Origin of the sequence: Tumebacillus avium (genome assembly GCF_002162355.1) — a bacterium.
GTDB classification, from domain to species: domain Bacteria; phylum Bacillota; class Bacilli; order Tumebacillales; family Tumebacillaceae; genus Tumebacillus_A; species Tumebacillus_A avium.
Window position 1 is genome coordinate 743,067 of record NZ_CP021434.1, and the last position, 23,368, is coordinate 766,434.

General features: G+C 58.5%; 11 protein-coding genes and 2 pseudogenes. 2 read left to right on the forward strand and 11 right to left on the reverse strand.

Annotation, left to right across the window (positions count from 1 at the left end; translation table 11 throughout):
- Positions 1-36: 36 nt before the first annotated feature.
- Positions 37-1,971: an ABC transporter substrate-binding protein gene (locus tag CBW65_RS03560; protein ID WP_087455627.1), complete on the reverse strand. Its 1,935-nt coding sequence runs from the start codon at positions 1,969-1,971 to the stop codon at positions 37-39.
- A gap of 188 nt (positions 1,972-2,159) precedes the next feature.
- On the opposite strand from CBW65_RS03560, the pseudogene CBW65_RS25290 reads away from it, so the two are divergent.
- Positions 2,160-2,582 (forward strand): annotated as a pseudogene (locus CBW65_RS25290) (M23 family metallopeptidase); the annotation flags it as partial.
- Positions 2,583-2,684: 102 nt separating this feature from the next.
- Positions 2,685-2,924: pseudogene (locus CBW65_RS25295) on the forward strand (SH3 domain-containing protein); the annotation flags it as partial.
- 69 nt (positions 2,925-2,993) lie between these two features.
- Here the strand turns inward: CBW65_RS25295 and CBW65_RS03570 are convergent.
- The 10 genes from CBW65_RS03570 to CBW65_RS03615 all read right to left on the reverse strand — a co-directional run bounded on the left by CBW65_RS03570 (position 2,994) and on the right by CBW65_RS03615 (position 23,346).
- On the reverse strand, positions 2,994-6,743 hold the full coding sequence (locus tag CBW65_RS03570; protein ID WP_087455629.1) for a non-ribosomal peptide synthetase: 3,750 nt from the start codon (positions 6,741-6,743) through the stop codon (positions 2,994-2,996).
- A 45-nt stretch (positions 6,744-6,788) separates the two neighbouring features.
- On the reverse strand, positions 6,789-10,106 hold the full coding sequence (locus CBW65_RS03575; protein WP_087455630.1) for a non-ribosomal peptide synthetase: 3,318 nt from the start codon (positions 10,104-10,106) through the stop codon (positions 6,789-6,791).
- Positions 10,107-10,131: 25 nt separating this feature from the next.
- Positions 10,132-12,633, reverse strand: coding sequence for an ABC transporter permease (locus tag CBW65_RS03580; protein ID WP_087455631.1), 2,502 nt, complete (start codon positions 12,631-12,633; stop codon positions 10,132-10,134).
- A 13-nt stretch (positions 12,634-12,646) separates the two neighbouring features.
- Positions 12,647-13,360, reverse strand: coding sequence for an ABC transporter ATP-binding protein (locus CBW65_RS03585; RefSeq protein WP_087455632.1), 714 nt, complete (start codon positions 13,358-13,360; stop codon positions 12,647-12,649).
- 83 nt (positions 13,361-13,443) lie between these two features.
- Entirely contained in the window at positions 13,444-14,727 is a 1,284-nt protein-coding gene (fabD, locus tag CBW65_RS03590; protein ID WP_087455633.1) for an ACP S-malonyltransferase, read from the reverse strand.
- 20 nt (positions 14,728-14,747) lie between these two features.
- A complete protein-coding gene (locus tag CBW65_RS03595) occupies positions 14,748-15,800 on the reverse strand; it encodes an HAD-IIIC family phosphatase (RefSeq protein ID WP_087455634.1) in 1,053 nt (350 codons plus the stop codon).
- A 22-nt stretch (positions 15,801-15,822) separates the two neighbouring features.
- Positions 15,823-16,956: an acyl-CoA dehydrogenase family protein gene (locus tag CBW65_RS03600; RefSeq protein WP_087455635.1), complete on the reverse strand. Its 1,134-nt coding sequence runs from the start codon at positions 16,954-16,956 to the stop codon at positions 15,823-15,825.
- A gap of 21 nt (positions 16,957-16,977) precedes the next feature.
- Positions 16,978-17,226, reverse strand: coding sequence for an acyl carrier protein (locus CBW65_RS03605; protein ID WP_087455636.1), 249 nt, complete (start codon positions 17,224-17,226; stop codon positions 16,978-16,980).
- Between the two features lie 47 nt (positions 17,227-17,273).
- The gene (locus CBW65_RS03610) at positions 17,274-18,128 is read right to left on the reverse strand and encodes a 3-hydroxyacyl-CoA dehydrogenase family protein (protein ID WP_087455637.1); all 855 of its coding nucleotides are present in this window, start codon (positions 18,126-18,128) and stop codon (positions 17,274-17,276) included.
- 46 nt (positions 18,129-18,174) lie between these two features.
- Positions 18,175-23,346: an SDR family NAD(P)-dependent oxidoreductase gene (locus CBW65_RS03615; protein ID WP_087455638.1), complete on the reverse strand. Its 5,172-nt coding sequence runs from the start codon at positions 23,344-23,346 to the stop codon at positions 18,175-18,177.
- Between the last annotated feature and the right edge of the window lie 22 nt (positions 23,347-23,368).

Genomic DNA, 23,368 nt, shown 5'->3' on the forward strand with positions numbered 1-23,368 from the left:
GCAAAAAAGCACCCCTCACGGAGTGCTTCATCAATGCTATTTGCCTTCGAGATAAGTCAGCTTCAGATCATAGTTCACCGCCAGGCCCGGCACAGCCTGCCAGTTCTTCACATACGGCTGGGTCAGATAGGACTGGTTGGTGAAATACAGCGGCGCCACCGGCAGATCGCCAAGCAGGATCGTCTCGGCCTGCTTGTACGCCGCCATGCGTTTCGAGCGGTCCGTTTCCTGCAGCGCCTTGTTCAGCGCAGCATCAAAAAGGGTCGACTCATAGTTGGCGTCGTTGTACATGCCGCTGCTCAGGAACAAGTTGAGGAAGTTGTCCGGGTCGTTGTAATCGGCGCCCCATGAGCCAAGCAGCATGTCATAATCGCCGCGCGAGGAACGCTGCAGACGCTGGCCAAACGGCACATATTCGACTTGCACGCTGATGCCGAGAAGCTGCTTCCACTGCTCTTGCAAGGCTTCCCCGGTCTTGCGGCCGAGCGCTCCGTCATCCATGAGCAGTTTCACGTTCGGAAACGCGGTCAGACCCAGCTCCTTCAAGCCGTCTGCCAGCAGAGCTTTTGCTTTCGCCAGCTGAACTTGACGCTGCAGCAAGTCGCCGCTCTGTGCGCGGTACGATCCGCCGCTTCCGTTGGTGATGCCGACGGGCACCATGCCGGTCGCCGCCTCATAGCGTCCGCGTGCACCAACCGCGTTGATCAGAGCCGGCGCGTCAATGCCGTACCCGAGCGCCTGGCGAATCTTCAGGTTGCCCAGCACCGGGTCTTCGAGGTTGAACTGCAGATACGACGTGACCAGATTGCTGACCTGACTGAACTGCGGGTTGTTCACATAGGCAGGCACATCGGCCGCCCCAAGCGGAATGCGGTCCAGTTTGCCCTTCTGGTAACGTCCGGTCAGGTCGGATGCGCCGATGTAATAGTTCACTTTTTGCAAGCGCACTTGCCCCTGATCCCAATACGTCGGATTCTTCTGCAACAGCGCGTAGTGCTCATGCGCCCACGCTGTCACCGTAAACGGTCCGTTGAACAGCGAATGTTTGACATCGGTGCCAAACGCTTCGCCTTTGCTCTGCACGAACTGCATCTTCTGCGGGAAGAAGATCGGCAGCGCGAGCTGTTCCGGGAACGAAGGCGTCGGTTGCAACAGCGTCACTTCCAGCGTCAGATCGTCCAGCGCTTTGCTTTCCAGCCCGTCGAGCATAAATGCGTAAGCTCCTTGCAGCTCCGGGTTCGCCCCGCGCGACCAGCCATAAACGAAGTCCGGCGCGGTCACCTTCGTGCCGTCCGACCACTTGGCATTGTCGCGCAACAGAAAACGGTACGTCTTGCCGTCCGGCGACACGCTCCAGCTCTTCGCCACTCCCGGCACCGCTTGGCCCGTTTGGTCAAGACGGGTCAAGCCTTCGCCAACTTGGGCCAGCATGGTTAAGGAAGCCGGATCGCTCGCCAGCGACGGGTCGAGCACAAATTCATAGCTCAGCGGCAGATGCAGCGCCTGGCCCCCTTTGGGCAGTGGTTTGACGCCGGAGGTGATCACAACCGAATTGCTTTTCTGCTCCCACAAGACACCGGCGCCCAGCGTTTCCGACACGAAGCGGATCGGCACCATCGTGCGCCCGTTCGTCACTTCGGCCGGCTGGTCGAGCTGCACCGTCTGTCCGTTTACGGTCGCCTGCTTCGAGCCGATCGGCAGCACGATGTTCAGATCGCCTTTGACCGCATAGACGGTCGACGTCTCCTCTTTCCAGAACACCTCCGCGCCAAGCTTCTCAAAAATCCCGCGCAACGGCACGAGCGTTCGGTCATTTTTCATATATGGCGCGGTGTCATAGACTTGCGCCTGTCCATCGATTTTAATGTTGATCTTGGCAGAAGCAGCCTCTGCGGCTGCCGGTGCGGCTGCCGGTGCGGACAGCAGCGACAACGCTGTCAAGCCAAGCCATGCCCCTTTCCAACCCTTCACCCTTACGTCCCCCTCTGTTTCACTTAGATCTTGCAGTATTGGCAATATTCGACATAAATCCACAAGAACCTTCAATTAATAATTACAAAATACTTTATTGTCATCTCCGTGATTTTTATATATAATCAGAATTGTGGTATAGACCACTACGAAAAAGATAGAGGAGGCCCTCACACATGAAGAAATTTATGAAAACTCTGTTCTTCCCGGTGTTTCTGATCTTCGGTCTGCTGATCAGCTTTGCACCCCAGACGGCGTCCGCAGCTCCGGCGTTCCAACTGCCGTTTGCTTGCGGCCAGGTTTGGAGCGGCCAGACCCGCACCGACCACAGCCCGGCCAACGCGATCGACTTCAACCGCACCGACGACCTCGGCGACCCCGTCGTCTCTTCGGCAGCCGGCAAAGTCATCACCGTTCGCGACTTGGGCAGCACGTCGTACGGCAAATATGTCGTCGTTGACCATGGCGGCGGCTGGACCACCTACTATGCGCATCTGAACTCGTTTGCCGTCTCGGTTGGCCAAGCGGTCACCCAAGGCCAGAAGCTCGGCACCGTCGGCTCCACCGGCGGCTCGACCGGCCCGCACCTGCACTTCGAACAGCGTCTGAACGGCAGCGCGCAAAAAGTCGTCTTCAACGGCGCGCAAGCTCTGTACTGGGGCACGAAAAGCTACACCTCGAACAACTCCTGCGGCGGCACCTACGCGAACGGCACCGTCAACACCGCCGGCGCTGACTTGAACGTCCGCTCCGGCCCGGGCACCGGCTATGCGATCGTCGGCTCGGTCTCTGACGGCCAGCAAGTCCGCATCTACTGCCAGACTTACGGCACCACCGTCACCGGCACCTACGGCACTTCCAACGTCTGGAACCGCATCGGCACCGGCCAATACATCTCCGACACCTACGTGTACACGGGATCTGACGGTCTGGTCGCACCGCTTTGCAATTAACTGATTGCTGCATAAACAAAGACCTTTGCGACGTCACGTCACAAAGGTCTTTTTTCATTGCGATGAAACTTATAAAAACTGCACCGCGCGGCAATAGGCCAGCATCTTTTTCACATGCCCCGGCTCCAGCCCCGACCAGGAAAAACCGGTCCGCGCCAACAGCCCGGCCGTCTTGTCGGCGAGCACATGGAAGTGCGTCAACCGCGGCGGCACCGAGAAGATGCCAATGTAGCGCAGGATGTGTTCGACAAAACGGCTGTCCGGGTGATCTCCGTACCGCTCCGCCAGATAATCGAGGAAGTCATCAAGCGGCAAGGCGTTCAGCTCAACGCCTTCGCTCGCCAGCATATTCGCCAGATGCCCGATGTCCACGATGTTTGGGTTGACGACATGCCAGATTTCATTTTGCAGATCGGCGCGGTCAAAGAGCTGCAAAATCGCCCGGCTCGCTTCATCAACAAAAGTAAAGTCCATCAAAAACGTGGCCGCTTCCGGCACGATCTGCAGTTTGACCGTCGCGCCGATCAGCGCATAAAACGCATTGTCTTCGATGTTCTCCTGAAACTTCCCGCTGTGCGATTGGAACACCAGATTGCCTGTGCGGTAGATCGACACGTTCAGGCCGCGTTCCTCCCGCGCGCGGAGCAGCAGCCGTTCCGCTTCCATCTTCGTGCGGTGGTAGAAGTTGTCGGTGGTTTGCCCGAGGTCCGTATCGTACTCCGTATAATAAGCAAACGGCTGCCCCTCCACCGTACCGGAGGCGATGCCGACCGTGCAAATATGATGAATGTCCTTATGAGTGCCGCTTGCAGCAAACTCGATCAACTCTTCCACCCCGTGAATGTTCGGGCCAAAGAACTCCTCATACCGCCCGTAATGCTTCACGTTCGCAGCCGGATTCAAAATACAATCGATGCGCCCGGCCAGTTCTGCATACTCCGCTTCGGACAATCCAAAGCGATCCAAACTGAGATCCCCAGGTATGATCTCGACCCGTTCCTGATACGTCGCGAACCAGTCTGCGCCATGATAAAAGGCGAGCTTCTGCTCCAACCGGCTCTGCGCATCTTCCCCGCGCACCAAAGTATACACGCGGCTGTCGGTGCTCTCCAGCAGTTGCTTCAGCAGATGAGCGCCGAGGTAACCGGTGCTCCCCGTCAGCATGATGTGCCGATACGTTTTGCGTGCAGCACTGTCGATCCCGGCATACGCAGCGTTGCGGGCCTGATACTCCGGCAGCCGGTACGCCTGACTTTCCACCGTCTCCGGTCGTCCGATCATCCTTTCAAACTCTTTCAGCTGCTCGATGCGGCGTTTGAGGTTGCCCGCCTGCAGGAACACGCTTTGGGCGAGGTTGGCGATCGTCTGTTTCTCAAACAGATCATTGATCTCCAAACTAAAATCAACGTTCAGCTTGGCGATCACCCGCAGCGCTTTCATCGAGTCGCCGCCCAGTGAAAAGAAGTTGTCGTGAATCCCGATCCGCTCCACCTGCAGCACCTCTTGCCAGACGACAGCCAGCCGCTCTTCGACTTCATTGCGCGGCGCTTCATACGCTTCCCCGCGCCTGACACTGCCGTCCGGATGCGGCAACGCACTCAGGTCGATCTTCCCGTTCGCCGACAAAGGCAGCATCGCCATCTGCACAAAATAAACCGGGATCATATACGCCGGCAACCGCGCCTGCAGCCCGGTCCGCAGCTCTTCGACCCCATACGGCACCGTCGAGACGTAATACGCGCACAACGCTTTGTCTGCCTCCCGTTCGCCGCGCGCCGTGATCACCGCTTCGACAATCCCGTCCAAGCCGGTCAGCGCCGCTTGAATCTCCTGTGTCTCCACGCGGAACCCGTGAATTTTGACCTGAAAATCCCGCCGCCCGTGCAGTTTGATATACCCGTGCCGGGTGAACACACCATAGTCCCCCGTCTTGTACAACCGCCCATACTCCGGGTGCTCGACAAACGCCGCTGCGGTGCGCACCGGATCGTTGTAGTACCCGACCGCCACCCCGGCGCCGCCGATGCATATTTCCCCTTCCACGCCATATGGACAAGGCTGCAAGTCATCACTGAGCACATAGATCCTCTGGTTGGCGAGCGGGCTGCCATACGGCACCGAGGTGCCCGGTTCCGCTTGCACCATCGGGTAGTAGATCGACCAGATCGCCCCTTCGGTCGCCCCGCCCAGCGAAATCATCTGCGCTGCCGGCAGGATGCTTTTCACTTTCCCAAACAGCCCGACCGGAATCCAATCCCCGCTGAGCAAAAAGAGCCTCAGCTGCGAGCCAACTCCCATCTCCTCCAGATATGGCACCGCCAGATCGAGAATCGCCGGCACCGAGTTCCACACCGTTACGCCATGCTGAGCGGCAAGCGTGACGATCCCTTTGAGATCGCGCTGATCGGGCACAAGCACCAGCGTTGCCCCGGCGGCTACCGTGCCGAAAATGTCATACACCGACAGATCGAAACACAAAGAAGAAATCCCAATCACCGTATCGGCAGCGCCAACGGTAAACTTTTGATTGATATCGAAAATCGTATTCAGCGCCGCCCGATGTGTCGTCGCCACCCCTTTTGGCACCCCGGTGCTGCCCGACGTGTAGATCACATAGGCCAGCGCATCCGGCGCGACAGTCAGGTCGAGGTCTTCCGTGCTCAAGCCAAACACAGTGTCCCAATCGCAACTCGCCGCCGACACCACCCGCTGGCAGCCGCTGCCGGCCAGCACCTGCTCCATCCGCTCACGAGGCGCATCAGGCTCCAGCGGCACATACGTCGCGCCCGCTTTTAAGATCCCGAACAGCTGCACCAGCGTCAAAAGCGACCGTTCCGCCAATATCGCCACCCGTTCACCCGGCTCAACACCTTGCGCGGTCAGCCAATGCGCGAACTGGTTTGATTTTTCATGCAATTCCCGATAGGTCAGATCTCCAGTTTCTGTGCGCGCCGCGATCTGGTCGGGCGTCGCTGCCGCTTGCACAGCCAGCAGTTGATGCAATGTCTGATCCAGTGGGAACAGAGCTCCCGTGTCGTTAAACCGCACCAGCATCCGCTCGCGCTCATCGGCCAGCAGCAGATCGTGCAGAGACAGCTGTTCCTCCAAGCCCCCTGCAACCAGCGTCATCACCCGCTGAAAATGGCGCAGCAACCCTTCCATCGTCGCCGCTTCATAGAGCAGCTCATTGTAGCAGAGCTTGATCTCCACACGGTCGGCCTGCAGCTCAAAAGCAAACACCGTATCGGCCTGCAGCTCTTCCACTTGGCGCAGATCGTGCAGGTTGGACATCAGCACCAGCGTCTGAAACTGCGGAAGCAGACTGTCGGCAGCAAGCCCTGCCACGCCCATTTCCTGCAGGCGCAGCATCTCATAGGTGATGTGGTGATACTTCCGCGCTTCGGTGACCGTCTCTTTGATCCGCAGGAGCAAGTCGCGCCCGGTGTCCCCATGTAACAAATCGGTGCGCAAGGCGTAAAAACGATTCCTGCCACCCTCCGCATGCTGCGTAAATCCAGGCATGCCAACGGTCAGGTCGCGCTTTCCCGTGTAGCGGTGCAGCAGATACGTCACGCCAAGCAGCAAGCTCATATACCAGGCAAGCGATGCGCCGTTGCTCACCCGGTTCCACGTCTGGAACGTCTCGCCGTGCAAACTGCTGGTCAAAAGCGCCGGACGGTACGCAGCGCTGTCCTGTCGCAGGCGGTCAGCTGGAAATCCGCACATCTCATGCCCGTCCAGCTTGTCTTGCCAATACTTTTTCTCTTCGGCATATTTGCCGCTTGTCAGCATCATGTTTTGTGAATAGCGGTCTAACATCCAGTGCCCCCCCTTACTTGCCAAGACAAAAGAAGCAGAGACAAGTCAAACTGTCTCTGCCCGTTCTGCCGATTGCTCATGCGTTTTGCGAAGCTCGCGGCTGAGATGATCGGCGAGCAGGAAGACGTGTGGTGCCTGGACGATGGTGAAGTGGTCCGCTTCCATTTTGACTACCTCGATCTCCTCCGCCAATTCCCGGAATCCGTGCGTTGGATCAAGGTCGCCGCTCGCAGGTGCATGCTGTGTGGCGCGATACAGCACAATCCGCTTGGCACGCCCCGTCGGCTCATAGCGGCGGTACGCTTCCACGTTCGTTTTGAAGACAGCAAAATAGCGTTTGAGATCCTCCAGTTCAAAACTCGCCGGCAACACATCTTGCGCGTGCGCCTGTTCCAACACATAGCGCAGCATCGCATCTTGTTCCACACCTTGGAAGGCCTGCGCCCGGTCGCCGATCTCCACGCCAAACCGCCCGGCGAGGTCGGCCGCAAATTCGCGCACCATCTGCTCATCATCTGGCAGCTCCGACAAGGCCGGCACATAGCTGTCGATCATCGCGATCAACTCCACCGTCTCGCCCAACGCGCGGAACTGCTCGGCCATTTCAAAAGCGACCACGCCGCCCATCGACCATCCGCCGAGCAGATACGGTCCCTGCGGCTGGACGGTGCGAACCGCTTCAACATAGCAGGCGGCGATCTCCTCCAGCGTTGTGATCGGCTCCTGCCCCGCCTGCAGGCTTGGCGCCTGCAGCCCGTAAAACGGCTGCCCGGACAGTCCGCGCGCCAGATCTGTATAGCAATAAGCGATCCCCGACACCGGATGCACCATAAACAATGGCGTCTGCTCCCCGCCTTGGATGCGCAAGAGCGCGTTGTGTTTCGGCTGCACCTGTTCCGCGCCTTGGATCAGTTCGGCCAGATTCGCCGCCGTCTGGCGTTCGAAAATGTCCCCCATCTCCACGGGGTACTCGGCCGACAGCCTGGTCACCGCCTGCAGCGCCTTGATCGACGTGCCGCCGAGGGCAAAAAAGTTATCATGCACGCCGATTTTCTCCACGCCCAGCACGTCTTGGAACACGCTGACCAGCTTGGTTTCGACCTCATTGCGCGGCGCTTCATACTCAGCACCTGTCGCAAGCTGGCTCAGATCGGGCTCCGGCAGTTGGTTGAGATCAACTTTGCTGTTCGCCGACAACGGCATCGCATCGAGCGGAACAAAGTAAGACGGCACCATATAGTCGGGCAGACGCGCCGCCAGGAAGTTGCGCACGAACGGGATCGACACGCCCGGCTCTGCGACGAGGTAGGCGACCAGATGCTTGTTCTCCGCCCCTTCACCCCTCGCCACGACAGCGGCGGCCGTCACGCCATCGATCTTCAGCAAGGTCGATTGAATCTCTTTCGTGTCGATGCGAAACCCGCGGATCTTGATCTGGAAATCTTTGCGCCCGCTCAGCTTGATATGACCGGCACGCTGCAGGGCGCCAAAGTCGCCGCTTTTGTACAAGCGTCCAAACTGCGGATGCTCGATAAAAAAGGCTGCGGTGCGCTCCGGATCATTCAGATAGCCCGCTCCAACCCCGTCGCCGCCGATGTACAGTTCGCCTTCAACACCGTACGGACAGACTTGCAGATCGGAATTGAGGATATAAATCTGCTGGTTGGGCATCGGCATGCCGTACGGGATGCTGACCCAGTCGCTTTTGATCTCCGTCACCGGGTAATGGATCGACCAGATCGACGTCTCGGTTGGCCCGCCGAGGCTGATGAAACGCGCGTTGACAAACCGCCCGGTCGCTTTGCCGAACAGCTCCAAAGGAATCCAGTCCCCGCTGAGCATGATTAGGCGCAATTTTTCAGAGGTCTGACCTTCTTCGATCAGTCCACACGCCAAGTTCAAGATCGCAGGCACCGAGTTCCATACGGTCACTTCGTATTTCTCTGCCAGCTCCACGATCTTCGGAATGTCGCGCTGATTGGGCACCAGAACCAATGCCGCCCCTGCGCTCATCGTCCCAAAGATGTCAAACACAGACAGGTCAAAACAGAACGAGGAGATCCCGATCAGACGGTCACCCGCTCCCACCGCAAACTTGCGGCTGCAGGCGAGCACCGTGTTTAACGCATTGCGGTGCGTGATCGCCACCCCTTTGGGCACGCCGGTGCTGCCCGAGGTGTACAGCACATAAGCCAGTTGCGAGGAAGGCGTCTGCACCTGCGGGCCATCTGTTTGTAAAGCGGATAGCCCTTCCCGCTCATACAGGTCCGGTTCCAGCAGCAGGCGGCAGTTGCTCGTCTCCAAGATCAGCTTGCGGCGTTCCTCCGGGTGATCCGGGTCGACCGGCACATACACCCCGCCCGCCTTCAAGATGCCGAAAATGTTGACCAGCGTCTGCGGCGTGCGCTTGGCGATCACGCCGACCAATTCGCCGCTGGCCACGCCTTGCTCCACAAGCCAGTGCGCGATCTGACTGGACCGCTCATCGAGCTCCCGATAGGTCAAGTTGCCCGCTTCGGAGAGAATCGCCGGGGCATCCGGCGTCTGTGCCGCCTGCCGCGACATCATGTCATGCAGCGTGCTGTCTGCCGGATAGTCCTCCTGCGTATCATTGAAGCCCAGAATGATCGCGTCCCGCTCTGCTGCCGACAGCATGTCGATCTCGGCGAGCGGACGGTTGATCTCGCCGGTGATGGCGGCCAGCAGCCGATCGAGATGCGCCGCGAGCGCCTCGATCGTCACACGGTCATACAAATGCTCGTTATAGTCGAGGTTAAGCACGATCTGCCCATCTTGCTCAGCAAACGTAAACACCGTATCGGCCTGCAACGCTTCCGCACCATCCGTCTGATGCAAGCCTTCCAGCTGTACCACCGTGCAGAACAGCGGAAGCAGGTTGCGGTTGGAGATGTCCAGCTGCTCTTGCAGCAGCTGGAACGGGATGTTGCCGTACTTGCGCGCTGCGCTGACCGCTTCTTTCACGCGCAGCAACAGGTCTTTCCCGGTATCGGCAGGCTCGAGCTTCGTGCGCAGCGCGAAATGCCCGCTCCCTTTCAGACCCGGCATGCCGACCAGCAAGTCAACGCTTGCCGTGTAGCGGTACAGCAGGTAGTTGACGCCCACCAGCAGCCCCATGAACAGCCCAAGCGGCGATCCATTGCTTAGACGGTTCAGATGCGCAGAGGCGGCGTCAGACAGCGCGATTTGGACGGCAGCTTTACGATATGGTGCGGAAGACGCGCGCAGCCGGTCGGGCGGAAAGGCGCTCAGCACCAGTTCGCCCGCCAGTTGCGACGACCAGTACTCCCGCTCCGGCGCGAACTTGCTGCTCGTCAGCATCATGTTTTGTGTATAGCGATCCATCAGCCAATCCTACCCCTCTCTGCGATCAATCCACCTTGATCGACTCGATGATGTTCAGCTGCGAAGACTTCGAAGCCGGAACGAGCGAGGCGATGACGGTGACGAGCACACCTGCTACAAACGTGTAGAGGAACACTTCTGCCGAATAGTGGATCACGACCCGCTGGTCGAGCGCCTTCAGAATGTACGGCACGACCGAGATCAGCACGACACCGCCGGCAATCCCCGTCAAAGAGCCCAGCATGCCGCCGACTCCCGCTTCGACCATCACCATTTTGACGATCTGGCGCTTGCTCATCCCGACAGAGCGGAACATCGCCAGCGACCGTTTGCGCTGAATGAAGTTGATCACGAGGTTGTTCACCACGCTCAGCACCGAGATCATCAGAGCCAGCACGGAGAAGCCTTTCAAGATCGTGAACTGCTGCTCACTGTTCTTGGCATCGAGCTCGGCGATTTTGTTCAAGCTCTGCGCCAGCGGCTGATGGTCGGCAAAATCGGTCTGGAACGTCTTCACCACCGCTTCCGGATCAACGCCGGGCTCCGTTTTGATAAAGAGCTGGCCAAAATAGTCGCTGCCCATATCGGCCTTCAAGTTGGCTTCCGAGATGATCGCGTAGTTGCCGGAGTTGCGCGGCGTGTCGATGAAGCCTGCGACGGTGTAGTTGATGCTGCCGTTTTTCAGCTCCAGCATCAGCTCATCGCCGATCTCGGCGCTGAACTTGTCGCGGAGCATGTTGCTGAGCAGAATCTGCCGACCGTCTTGCACCTTGTCGATCAGCACGGCGCTGTCGTCTGTCATCTCGTAGGTCCAGTAGTCGAGGAAGCGGTCAGGGTCTGCCCCTTCGAGCAGTCCAATCCCGCCGCCGGAGTCGGTGACGACGATCGAGTTCGCCTGGTAGACAGGCAGCACGTCTTTGACGCCGTCCAAAGCTTCCACCTTGTCGACAAAGGCGCTGTCCATCTTCGCCGCCCGCGCCATCACGTCATACTGCGGCGTCGTCGAGTAGAAGTTGGTCATCTCGACGACCACGCCGTTGCCGATGATGTTGATCATGAGCAGCGTCGCGATGGCGATCGACAGCAAGGTGATGTTGTTTAAGGTGTTTTTGTTGTCTTTCAAGTTCTTGACCGCCAGCACCGCTTCATTGCCGGCCACGCCGCCGATGAACGTTTCCAGCAAGCGGCTGAACCCTTTTAAGAGCAGCGGCGTCACGAGCATGACACCGGCAAACGCGCCGACAGCAAGCGTGATGCCAAGCGGCAGCGCCAAGTCGCGCGTCAGGTACGGCGGCACGATCAGCGCAGCCGCCAGCAGCAAGAGGCCGAGCACACCGCGCAGCATGTTGTTTTTCGGGCCTGGGCTGTCGCTTGTGCCCGTCTTCAACATGATGTCCTTGAGCGGAGTGCGCGCCGCTTTCAGCACCGGGAACAAGGAAGCGAGCACCGGCAGGATCACCGCCATCGCAAAGGCGAGCAGCAGGCGGTACGGCTTGATCTCGATCAGCATCCCGCTTGTGCCGTCCGGGCTCAAAACGGAGGCCATGATGTAGAGAATGCCGATCCCGAGCAGACAGCCGAGCACGCCGCCGAAAATGCCGTAGACGGCGCTTTCCGCCAGCAGCAGCAAGGACGTGGTGCGCTTCGTTGCGCCAACGCTTCGGAACGTGCCGAGGATCGGCAGGCGTTCAAAGACGATCACTTTGACCGACGAGTTGATGATAAACATACTGAGCAGGGAAACGATCACCGTCATCAGCAGGAAAGAGTCGGCGATCGCGCCCACTTGGTCTTCGATCTCTTCGGCGGATACCGCCTCGCTGACCAGATAGCCGTCATAAGTATCGGCCAAGCTCTCAAGCGTGTCGTCGAGAGCGCCGCTGGCATTCAATTTGATAAAGGCCACATTCACATCGCCTTTTGCTTCGACGATGCTGTCCAGCGCTGATTTCGGCATCCAGGCGAACATCGTGCCGCCGTCTTCGCGGAACATCGCGTCCGGCTTGGCGATGCCGTAGACTTCGAAGGAGTACGCTTTGTCATGGATCGTCAGGCTCACCGCGTCACCTTTGGCAAAGCCAAACGTGTCGGCCGTCCGCTGACTGACAACGATCTTTTGCCCCATAAATCCAGGCATGCCGGCAGCAGGCTCGGTCAGCGTCACCGGGTTCATCCGCTCCATGTCTGCCGCGTCGAGACCGAGCAGGCTGAAGCTGTGCGACTGCCGATTCTCCAAGTACTGCGCCCGGTCTTCCAGGCCGCCGATCACATACTCGGTATCTTCATACGCCTCTGCTTGGGCCGGATCAAAATAAGGGGCGGGCGACTGGTCGTTCGGGCGGATGACGAGATCGGACGTCCCGACATACTGGCGCAAACGCTCGGTGCTGATCTTGACCATCGTGTCGGAGATCTCATTGGAAGCAAAAAACAACGCTCCGGAGATCATGATCGACACCAGCACGATCAGCGTCCTGAATTTCTTTTCCAAAATGTTCTTGAACATATACTTGAGCAGAACTTTCAAGACGATCTCCCCTCTACTGCGCTTGCAGCACTTCAGTCTTTACCTGTTCTTGCGGGCGGTAAATCTCGCCGTCGCGCACATTGACCAGACGCGTGCCGTATTCGGCCGACTCGCTGGAGTGCGTGACTTGGACGATCGTCTTGCCTTTGATCTGGTTGATTTCCCGCAAGAGCTCCATGATCTCCGTTCCCGTCTTGGAATCGAGGTTCCCGATCGGTTCGTCAGCCAAGATGATCTCCGGCTCGTTGATCAAGGCGCGGGCAATCGCGACGCGCTGCTGCTGGCCGCCGGACAGTTCGCTTGGCGTGTGCGTGCGGCGGTGCGTGAGGCCTACAATCTCCAAAAGTTCGGTCAGCTGCTTGTCGTGGTGCTTCATCTTTTTGCCGTCGAGCAGGAGCGGCACCATGATGTTCTCTTCGACGGTAAGATTGGGGATCAAGTTGTAAAACTGGAACACAAACCCGATGTCGCGGCGGCGCATGATGCTCTCCTGCTTGTCGTTCATCTTGGCCAAATCGGTGCCATGGATGAGGATCTCGCCCGAAGTCGGTTTGTCGAGCCCGCCGATCAGATAGAGCAAGGTGCTTTTCCCGGAACCGGACGGCCCCATGATCGAAACGAAATCGCCTTGGTCGATCGTCAGGTCGATCCCTTTCAAGATCTCCGTTTCCACATTCCCGGTCACATACGACTTGCGCACATTCCGTACCTCGATTACAGGTTTCATGCTGTCACTTCCTTTTTTAGTCATAGAACGCCCGACAGGCGGCTCAGGTTTCCGGCGGAAATCGAAGCCGCCTGTGCAGGCGATTAATTGGTGACGAGACTGCTTTCGCGCACTTCCTGCAGGAAGTCTTGGAACAGGTAGATCGTGTTCGTTTCATCGAGGATCTGGTAGAACCAGTCTTGCTGCTCGCGAACCGGCACATTTTTCGTTTCGAACACGCTCTTCAGCATGGTCAGCGCCTCGCGCATCTGCGCTTCGGTCGGCTGCTCTCCGGACTGGTCGAGCTCGTCTTGGAGCGCCTGGATCTTGCGGTACGGCTCGATCACGCCTTGGCGGTACTGCTCTTGATCCCAGTTGGTGTTTGGCGTTGCCACCGCGATGCCGAGGCAGCGCGTGACGACCGTCGGGATGTGCTTCTTCAGCACATGGTCGGCGGAGAAGATCTCTTGCAGCTGTTTGCGGTCTTCACGCTGTGCAAAGCAGAGCGCTTCCACCTGCGGCGTGTTCGCGGTGGTCAGGTTGCTCAGCACGTTTTTCGGCCCCATCTCGATCGCATGGGTCACGCCGTAGCGGTGCAAGAACTGCAAAGTCTCCTGCCAGCGCACCGGGCGCAGCGACTGCTGGGTCAGCTTGGTGATGATGTTGCCCGTGTCGCCGTACGGGCGGGCATCGATGTTGGCGATGACCGGGTAGCGGAAGTGGTTGAACGTGACGCCCTCCAGCACTTCTTGCAAGCGGTCGGCCACCGGCTGCATCAGCGGCGTGTGGAACGGCGCGCTCATCAACAGCGGCGTGACTTGCCCGTCGAGGTCGAGCAGGCGGGATTCCAGCTCTTCGACCGCTTCCTGGTGGCCTGCGATCGCCACTTGGGTCGGCGAGTTGTAGCAGTTGATCATCACGAACTGGTCTTGCAGGTTCAGCTTGTCGATCTCCTCCTGCACCACTTGCGGCGAGAGGTTGTCGATGATCGTCATGCCGCCGACGCCGGTCGCGGCGACTTCTTTGGTCGCCAGGCCGCGCTCGCGGATGATCTTCAGCGCATCGGCAAACGTGATCGCGCCCGAGCAGGCCAGCGCTGCGTATTCGCCCAGCGAATGTCCGGCCAGAAACTGCGGTGCGATGCCGATCTCTTGCATGTAGACGCGGAACGCCACCACGCTCGACGCCAAAATCGCCGGCTGGGTGTTTTCCGTGCGGGTCAGTTCGCCCAGCGTGCCTTCAAAGCACAGCTTGGCGATGTCAAATCCAAGAACATCGTTTGCTTCTTCAAATGTTTGCTTGGCGATCGCATAGTCATCGTAAAACGACTTGGACATCCCGACATACTGCGAGCCTTGACCGGTAAACAAAAACGCTAGTTTTTCCAACGTGGATCCCTCCGTTGCCTCTAGGCGTGCAGAATGTTGACCTTCACATAGTCCGGGAAAGGCTGAACCATGGACAGATCGTTTTCAAAGATGACCTTGCCGCCTTCTTCTTCGATGACTTCTTTGAAGCCGGCGAATTTGTAGGTGACATACATCATGCGGTTGCGGTCCGTCTTGACGAACTCGGCGCGCAGTTTGACGTTGTTTTCTTTCGCCATCATCAGCAGGTGGTTGATGATGATCGAGCCGACGCCGCGCGACATGACGCGGCAGGACATCAGGAGCAGTTTGACCGTCCATTCGGTCTCGCCCAGTTCCACCAGCACGAGGCCGATCTTGCCGTAGGTGCCGTATTTGTCGGTCAGCTCCACGATCATCAGCTTGTGGTCTTCCGAGTGGCGCAGCGCGTCGAGCTCTTCGTAGGAATAGGTGTAGCCGGTCGTGTTCAGCTGGTTGGTGCGCACCGTCAGTTCCTCTGCACGCTGCAGATCTTCCGTGCTGACGTTCGAGATCGTCACTTCCATCTCCAGCGCCGCGAAAAATTCGTCCTGCGGGCCTTCGAAGTTCTCTTCGATCTGTTTGCGCTCGAAATCGCTCATGTACATCTTGCGGCGGTTTTTCGAGTCTTCGGTGATGAACTGCGGAGTCATCGCGTCCATCTCGAGCAGTTGGTCGGTGTCGAGCGCGTCGATCGTCAGCACTTCCGGCAGCGCAAAAGCAACTTCTTCGCGCTCAAACGGCTGGTCGTCGATAAAGGCGATCGTGTCCATCCCGATGTTCAGCTGGGTGACGATGTTCTTGATGTTCGAAGACTTCGCGTTCCAGTTGATGTGCGGAATCAGGAAATATTCTTCGATGCCAAACTCTTTCAGTTTCGCCATCGTCATTTCGTGTTCGTTCTTGGAAGAGATCGACTGCAGGATGCCGCGGTTGTCGAGCTCTTGGATGATATCCAGGATGCCGTCGCGGAGCTGTACGTTGCCGTCCTCGATCAGCACGCCGTTCCAAAGCGTGTTGTCGAGGTCCCAGATCACGCATTTGATTTTCTTTTGCTTGGCTTTTGTCGTTTGCACAGCCTTATGCCCCCTTGCTGATTTAGAAAGTGCGCAGCACGTTTTTGGCAATCAGGAATTCATGGATCTGTGTCGAGCCTTCGATGATCTCGTTGATCTTCGCGTCGCGGTAGTAGCGCTCCACCGGATAGTCCGGGTGCACGCCGTTTCCGCCGTGAATCTGCACCGCGTCGGCTGCGATCTTGCTGACCATCACCGACGACAGGTACTTGGCGTTCCACGTCTCCATGATCGAGTCGGGGTCGCCGATATCTTTCAGGTAACCGGCATGGTAGCAGAGCAGGCGCGCTGCCGTGATCTGCGTGACCATTTCGGTGATCATTTTCTGAATCAGCTGGTTCTCGCCGATCGGCGCACCAAACTGGTGGCGGTTCTTCGCATAACTCGCGCTCGCTTCAAAGCAAGCCTGCGCGAGACCGATGCAGCCCCAAGCCACGGTATAGCGGCCATAGTCGAGGCAGGACAGCGCGACACCGGTCAGACCCATGCCTTCGCGCCCGACGAGGTTCGCTTTCGGAATGCGGACGTCTTCAAAGGTCAGCTCCGCAATCTCCGAGCCGCGCGAGCCCATCAGACCCTTCATATGCGTGCGGGAAAAACCGGCGCGGTCGCCTTCGACGAGGAACGCGGTCGGCTTGCCGTCGAGGCCTGCGATCACGAGGAACAGGTCGGCGCGCATCCCCATGGAGATCCACTTTTTGCGGCCGTTGAGCACATATTCGTCACCGTCGAGCACGGCGGTCGTCTTCACGCTTTTCGCGTCGGAACCGGTTTCCGGCTCGGAGAGGGCGAAGGCACCGATCACTTCACCTTTGGCAATTTTCGGCAGCAAGGTTTCCTTTTGCTCGCGGGAACCCCAGCGCAGGAGCGCCAGCGCCACCATGCCATGCACGGTGAGCAGCACGCGCGCCGAGACGCAGACGCGGCCGAGCTCTTCGTTGAGCGCGCCAATCGTCACGTTGTCATAGCCTAAGCCGCCGTGTTCCGCAGGCAGCATCGAACCGAGATAGCCGCGCTCGATCATGTTCGGGATGATCGTTTCATGCAGACGTTCTTCGCGGTCATTATAGGCAGCATACGGAGCCACAAACTCATCCGCAAAGGCGCGGAATTCGTTTTTCAAGGATTGTTGGAGATCGGTTAATTGGGTTTTCATGCGGTCACCTTCTATCTAAGATTAGGCCGAAGCTGCGGCCAGTTTGCTCTCTACGAATTGCACCATCGAATTGATCGTGCGGAAGTTGTCGAGGTCCAAGTCTGCCGTATCGACGGTCAGCTCGAAGTCTTTCTCCATAAACATCACCAGCTGCATCGCAAACAGCGAGTTGACGAAACCGAGTGCGAAAATGTCTTCGTCAGCACCTAACTCATGCTTCTTAAAGAAACGGGACAGGAACTTTCTGATTTTAACTTCTACATTTTCCATTTTTTATTGAACCTCCTCGTGTTTTAATACTACAAATATCTGTAACTTTAATCAAGGGACTCGTAGGCAAAAAATCCACGGCCCGCCTTGCGTCCATAGAGCCCTGCGTCGACCATCTTTTGCAGAAGCGGGCAGACGCGGAATTTCGGGTCTTGGTAGCTTTCATACAAGATGTTCAACGAGTCGACGACCGTGTCCAGCCCGATCAGGTCGGCAGTCGCCAGCGGCCCCATCGTGTGCCCAAAGCATTTGACAAAAATGTCGTCCACCTGCTGCGGATCGGCCACCTGGTCTTGCACAACGAATGCCGCTTCGTTCATCAACAGATGGGACAGGCGGTTGGAGACAAAGCCCGGCAGGTCTTCCACGACGATCGCTTCTTTGCCCATCGAAGCGAGGAAGTCGACGGTCGCCTGCTCCGTCTCTTTGGAAGTGTGGTAGCCGCGAATCGCTTCGACCGTCTTTTTCATCGGCACCGGGTTCATGAAGTGCACGCCAAACACGCGGTCCGGGCGCTTGGTCAGGCCGGCGATTTTCGTGATCGAGATGCAGGACGTGTTGACGAGGAAGATGCAATGCTCCGGGGTGACATCGTCGAGGCTCAGGTACACCTCTTTTTTGATCTCCCAGATCTCCGGCACGTTCTCGACGACAAAATCTGCTTCGCGCAGCTCGGCAAAGTCGGTGGTGAAGCGGATGCGTTCCATGACGGCAATAGCCGGCTCCAGGTTCTTGTCTTTCGAGAAGAACGCTTGGAAACGCACATTGTTGTGGATGGTATCTTGCGATTTGTCGAGCACGTCTTGGGCGACGTCGACCAGGACAACCTGATGGCCGGCTTGTGCGGCCGACTGCGCGACGCCGGAACCCATGACGCCTGCTCCGATGACCCCGATGATCATGACTGTTTCACTCCTTAAAAATGAGTCCTTATTAGATGAAGCTTTATTAGAAGTTGAACTCCACTTCTTCCAGCTCTTCTTCCTCGTCGGTTGCGCCGAGGAAGCCGCGGGCGCTGTACAGCTCGATGTCGCTGATCGCAACATCGGCGTCACGGCAGACGGAGTTCAGCATTTCTACATAGTCGCGCAGGATGCGGAAAGCCGTTTCCTGCTTGTAGAGTTTGGTGCAGTAGTTCAGGTTGATGATCAAAGCGTCATCTTTCTCGATCACTTCCAGCATCAAGTCAAATTTCGCCGTGGTGTTTTCATACGCATACGGCGAGATCGCCACATCGCTTAACTGCACTTCGCTGGTCCCGACGTTTTGCAGCACGAACCAGACATCGAACAGCGGGTTGCGGCTCAAGTCGCGCGTCAGGCGCAGCTTGGAGACGAACTCCTCCAACTGGTAGTCCTGATTCTCGTACGCTTTGAGCGTGTTGTCGCGAACTTCGTGCAGGAAGGACTTGAACGTCTTGTCTGCAGACGGGAAGTTGCGCAGCACCAGCGTGTTGACGAAGATCCCGACGATCTGTTCGAGATCGGTGTGCGGGCGGCCGAGAATCGGCGTGCCGATCACGATGTCTTCCTGCGCCGAGTATTTGGAGAGCAGCACATTGTAAGCCGAGACCAGCAACATGTACAACGTCGTGCCGGTCGCTTTGGTCAAGCCCGAGATCAACTCCAGCTGCTCCGCTTCCAAGGTCATCGAGATCGTGTCGCCTTCGTCGCTCTTTTGCGCCGGGCGCGGGAAGTCGGTCGGCAGGTTGAGCACCGGAACTTCGCCTTGGAAGACATCCAGCCAGTACGCTTCCTGGTCTTGGAGCAAGCCTTCATGCAGCACGTGCTGCTGCCAGGTCGCATAGTCTTTGTATTGCAGCTTGAGCGGCGGGAGTTGCTGCCCTTCGTACAGCGCCACAAAGTCTTGGATCAGCACATCCATCGACACGCCGTCGGTGATGATGTGATGCATGTCGAAGCTCATCATAAAGGTCTCTGCAGCCAGCTTGATCACGCCGACGCGGAACAAGGGCGGGTTGCTGAGATCGAACGGACGGATGAAGCGGGACAACACGTCGTCCACGTCCGCTTCGGCCGCTTCGTACAGCTCGATGGAGAAAGGCAGTTGCTCCATCACGTATTGCACAGGTTCGCCGTTTTCCAAACGGAAGGACGTGCGCAGCGTTTCGTGGCGCTTCACCAGCTTTTCAAACACGAGCTGCAGACGGTCGATGTCGAGCGGGCCTTTGATGTTGATCGTTTTCGACAGGTTGTACTTCACGCTGAACGGCTCCAGTTCGTGGATGACGAACAGGCGCTTCTGCGCGGACGATGCCGGGTAGTGCGGCGTAGCATCGACCGGCACCAGCAGGTTGTACAAGCTGTTGCCGCCGGCAAGCGCAGCCAGACCGGTGTCGTTCAAGTAGCCGACAAAGTCTGCCACCGTCAGGAAGGACAGCAGATCGGCGACGCCGATTTCGATGCCGAGGTCGTCGTTGACGAGGTTAGCGATGCGCAAGCCCGTGATCGAGTCGCCGCCCAGCTCGTAGAAGTTGTCGTAGATGTTCAGCTCCTCAAAGCCAAGCACCCGCGCCCAGATCGTGCCGACGCGCACTTCGAGGTCGGAGTAGCTCCCTTCCTCACGGCCGGCGATGCGGACGTGCGTGATCTCTTCGCTCGATTTGCGCTGGACTTTTTTGCGTCCGCCGGTGCGCTTCTCCAGCTCTTTTCTGACCTTGTAGGACAGATGGAAGTTGAAGCGGTCGAGCAGGAAGATCATCTTCGAGTCGAAGGCGATCTCGCCGATCAGCGCGCGCGGGACGTTTTTGTTCAGCGCCCGTTCCAGCCCTTTGATCGCGTCGCGGGTCATGATCGCTTTGAACAGCGTGTCGACCGTGAAATCGTGATGCACCGACATCCCGGTCTCGCGCCACGTCGACCAGTTGATGACGATGGTGCGCAAACCAAGCCTGTTGCGGTACGAGCCGTAGGAGTCCTGATAGCCGTTGGCTGCGATGTATTCCGCCTGCTGCGGCGCCGGGAACATCGAAGCGATCGACGAGAAGAGCACCATAAAATCAAGGTTATCAACGCGTGTCAAACGGTCGAGGTTCCACGTTCCTTGCACTTTCGGCGAGAACACGTTGTAGAAATCTTCGAGCCTGCGGTCGACGAGCATCGTGCCGCCGCCAACGCCTGCTCCGTGCACCACGCCATGGATCGCGCCAAACTTCGCGCGCACATCGGCCAGCACCGTTTGCATCTCGTCATAGCTCGCCACGCTTGCGCTGTAGCAAGTGACGGTGGCGCCAAGCGCCTCAATCTCGCGCAGATCGCGAATTTTCTTGAGATTGCGGCTGTCGGTGCCCGCTTCGAGGATCGCGTCCCACTCCTGTTGCGGCGGCATCGGGGTGCGGTTGATCAGCACGAGGTTGATCTTGGCCTGCCCCGCCAGCCAGCGCGCCACTTCCAGCCCGATCCCGCCGGTGCCGCCGGTGATGACGTAGACGCCGTCTTCCCGGATTTCCAGCGGCCGGTCATCGGTGCGGTTCAAGTCGATCTCGGTGAACTCTTCGACAAACCGCACATTGGCGCGGTACGCCACCTGATACAGGTCGATGTGCGCCTGCAGTTCTGCGAAAATCGTGTCGACCGACGTCAGCCCGTCGAGGTCGAGGCAGCGCACGCGGTAGTTGCCATGCTCTTTGCGGACAACTTTGCCGATCCCAAACACGGTGGCATTTTCCGGCTGCAGTCTACCCTCCGTTTTGGAGACTTCCGCTGCGTTTTCGGCGAGCACCGCGATGTCGAGGTCGCGCTCCACGCCGCCGCGGAACATGGCGCGGGTCAGGTGGAACAAGGAGTAGACGCTGTGCTCCTGATTTTGCTCCAGTTCGGCCAAGGTGTTGAACTCCGCCCCTTCGCGGATCGCGAACAGGTGGATCACTTTGTCAAACGGCAGCTCTTGCAGATCGCGGATCAGTTTGGCATAATCGCCCGCTCCGCCCGTGATCGTAAAATGGTTGTCCGACACGCGGCTGTACGCGCTGCCAAGCGCTACGGTGATCACCTTGCGCCCAATCGCGCGATACTTGTCTGCCAGCTCTGCCCCGATACCTTTTTCGTCCAGGAAGATCAAGACCGGGCCGGATGTACCGCAGCGCACTTCCGCCTGCAGAGGTTCCGGTTTCCACCCCATCGTGAAAAATTGGTCCGGGCCTTGCTGCACCGGCAGATCTTTTTTCCCGTCCGGCACGTTCAGCCAGCAGCGGATCTTTTCGAACGGGTAGACCGGCAGGCTGACTTTGCGCACCGGCAGTTCGGCGTACAGCGTTTCCCATGGCACGTCAGCGCCTTGGATGTATAAAGAGCGGACGAGGCTGAAGTCTTTTTCTTCCAGAGCTGTCTTGGACTTGCGGGACAGTTCGAGCTTCTCGCGGTCGGTGATCTCCCGTTCGCCGCGCTGCTCTTTGGTCGGCGGCACGATCTTGTGCTCGCCGTAGGAGCAGCGCGGGTCGGCGAACTGCTCCAGCCCGGCCGCCTGCAGCCCTTTGAGCAAGGTGAGCAGCTCCGGCACGTCATGAGCGGTCAGCGCCAAGCGATAGCCGTAGTGGCCGCGCCCTGTGCTTGCCGTGTAGCAGATGTCGGCGAGGTGCAGCGTGTCGCCTTTTTGCTCCAGGAAGTGGAGGTAATTCTCCACCGCCGTAGACAAAGCGGCAATGCTGCGCGCCGACAGCGTAAACACCTGCGGGCCTTCAACAATCGCGTCCCGCTTGCTGACCGGCGCTTCTTCGAGCACCATGTGCACGTTGGTGCCAGAGAAGCCAAACGAGCTGAGCCCGCAGCGCATCGGGTCTGCTCCGTCGTAGCTGCGCAGCATGTTGCTGACATAGACGGGCGACTCTTGGAAGCTGAACTTTTTGTTCGGGCGGTGGAAATAGTTGTTTGGCGGAATCTGGCGGTTTTGCAGCATCATCGTGCATTTGAGCATGCCGGCCAGCCCCGCGCTTTCGAAGAGATGCCCGAGGTTGGTTTTGACAGAACCCAGAGCAGTCACGCCCGTCTTGTCGGAGTAGCGGCGATAGGCGCGCTCCAGACCGTCCAGCTCCAGCGGATCGCCAAGCGTCGTGCCGGTGCCGTGCGACTCGATGTAGGCGAGCGTCTCCGGGTTGATCCCCGCTTCTTTCCACGCTTTCAAAATGACTTCCATCTGCGAGTCGGGATTGGGCGCGGTGATGCCGATCGACGTGCCGTCCTGGTTGCTCGCCGTGCCTTTGATCACCGCGTAGATGTTGTCGCGGTCTTTGACCGCTTTCGACAGCGGTTTGAGCATCACGGCGAGGATGCCTTCGCCCATGCCGGCCCCGTCGGAGAGGTCGTCAAAGGTGCGGGTGCGTCCGTCGCTCGATTCGAAGCCAAAATTCAAATAGTCCTTTTCAAACGGCAGCAGGTTCATCCGCACCGATCCGGCGATCGCCATCTCGCAGTCGCCGTTTTGGATGGCGTTGACCGCTGTGTGCACGGCGACCAGCGCCGACGAGCAAGCGGTGTCGAGCACCAGCGACGGGCCTTTCAAATCGAGCAGGTAGGAGATCCGGCTGGGCAGCATGGCGTTGACGTTGCCCACGCCTGCTGCTGCCATCAGCTCCGGCGACACGTCGAGCACCATCTTTTGATAGCAGTCTTTCGCGTTGCTCGCATAGCCGACATAGACGCCGGTCGATGTTTTCGCCGCTTTCTTGCCGCCGTAGCCGGCGTCTTCGATCACCGAGAACGCCGTTTGCAAGAACAGGCGCTGGTACGGGTCCATCAGGCTCGCTTCCAGCGGCGAGAGGCGGAACAGACCGTAGTCGAACTTGTCGATCTCGTCCAGAAACGCGCCTTCCAGGTAGCGGATGCTGTCCAGGTCTTCCAGCCCCGTGTAGTCGAGGAAGCGGTCGATATCCCTCTTCCTCGATTCGGGCAAGGGACCTGTGAAGTCGACGTTGTGTTTGATGTTTTCCCAGAACTCATCGAGATCGCGGACGTGCGGAAGCTGGGCGGACACGCCGATGATGGCGATGTCCTCGTTCACCTTCCAGTCTTCGTTTTTGATGAGATGCAGGAGCTTGGCGGCAGTCTGTTTGTCGATCTGCCCTTGGGTCGTGCTTTCGATGACCAGTCGGAGGAGCTTCTCCATCCTGTTCCCATCCCCCTCACAA

Coding starts and splice junctions, on each gene's coding strand:
- CBW65_RS03570 (WP_087455629.1), bottom strand. CDS start 6,743: ATGTTAGACCGCTATTCACAAAACATGATGCTGACAAGCGGCAAATAT.
- CBW65_RS03575 (WP_087455630.1), bottom strand. CDS start 10,106: ATGGATCGCTATACACAAAACATGATGCTGACGAGCAGCAAGTTCGCG.
- CBW65_RS03585 (WP_087455632.1), bottom strand. CDS start 13,360: ATGAAACCTGTAATCGAGGTACGGAATGTGCGCAAGTCGTATGTGACC.
- CBW65_RS03600 (WP_087455635.1), bottom strand. CDS start 16,956: ATGAAAACCCAATTAACCGATCTCCAACAATCCTTGAAAAACGAATTC.
- CBW65_RS03605 (WP_087455636.1), bottom strand. CDS start 17,226: ATGGAAAATGTAGAAGTTAAAATCAGAAAGTTCCTGTCCCGTTTCTTT.
- CBW65_RS03610 (WP_087455637.1), bottom strand. CDS start 18,128: ATGATCATCGGGGTCATCGGAGCAGGCGTCATGGGTTCCGGCGTCGCG.
- CBW65_RS03615 (WP_087455638.1), bottom strand. CDS start 23,346: ATGGAGAAGCTCCTCCGACTGGTCATCGAAAGCACGACCCAAGGGCAG.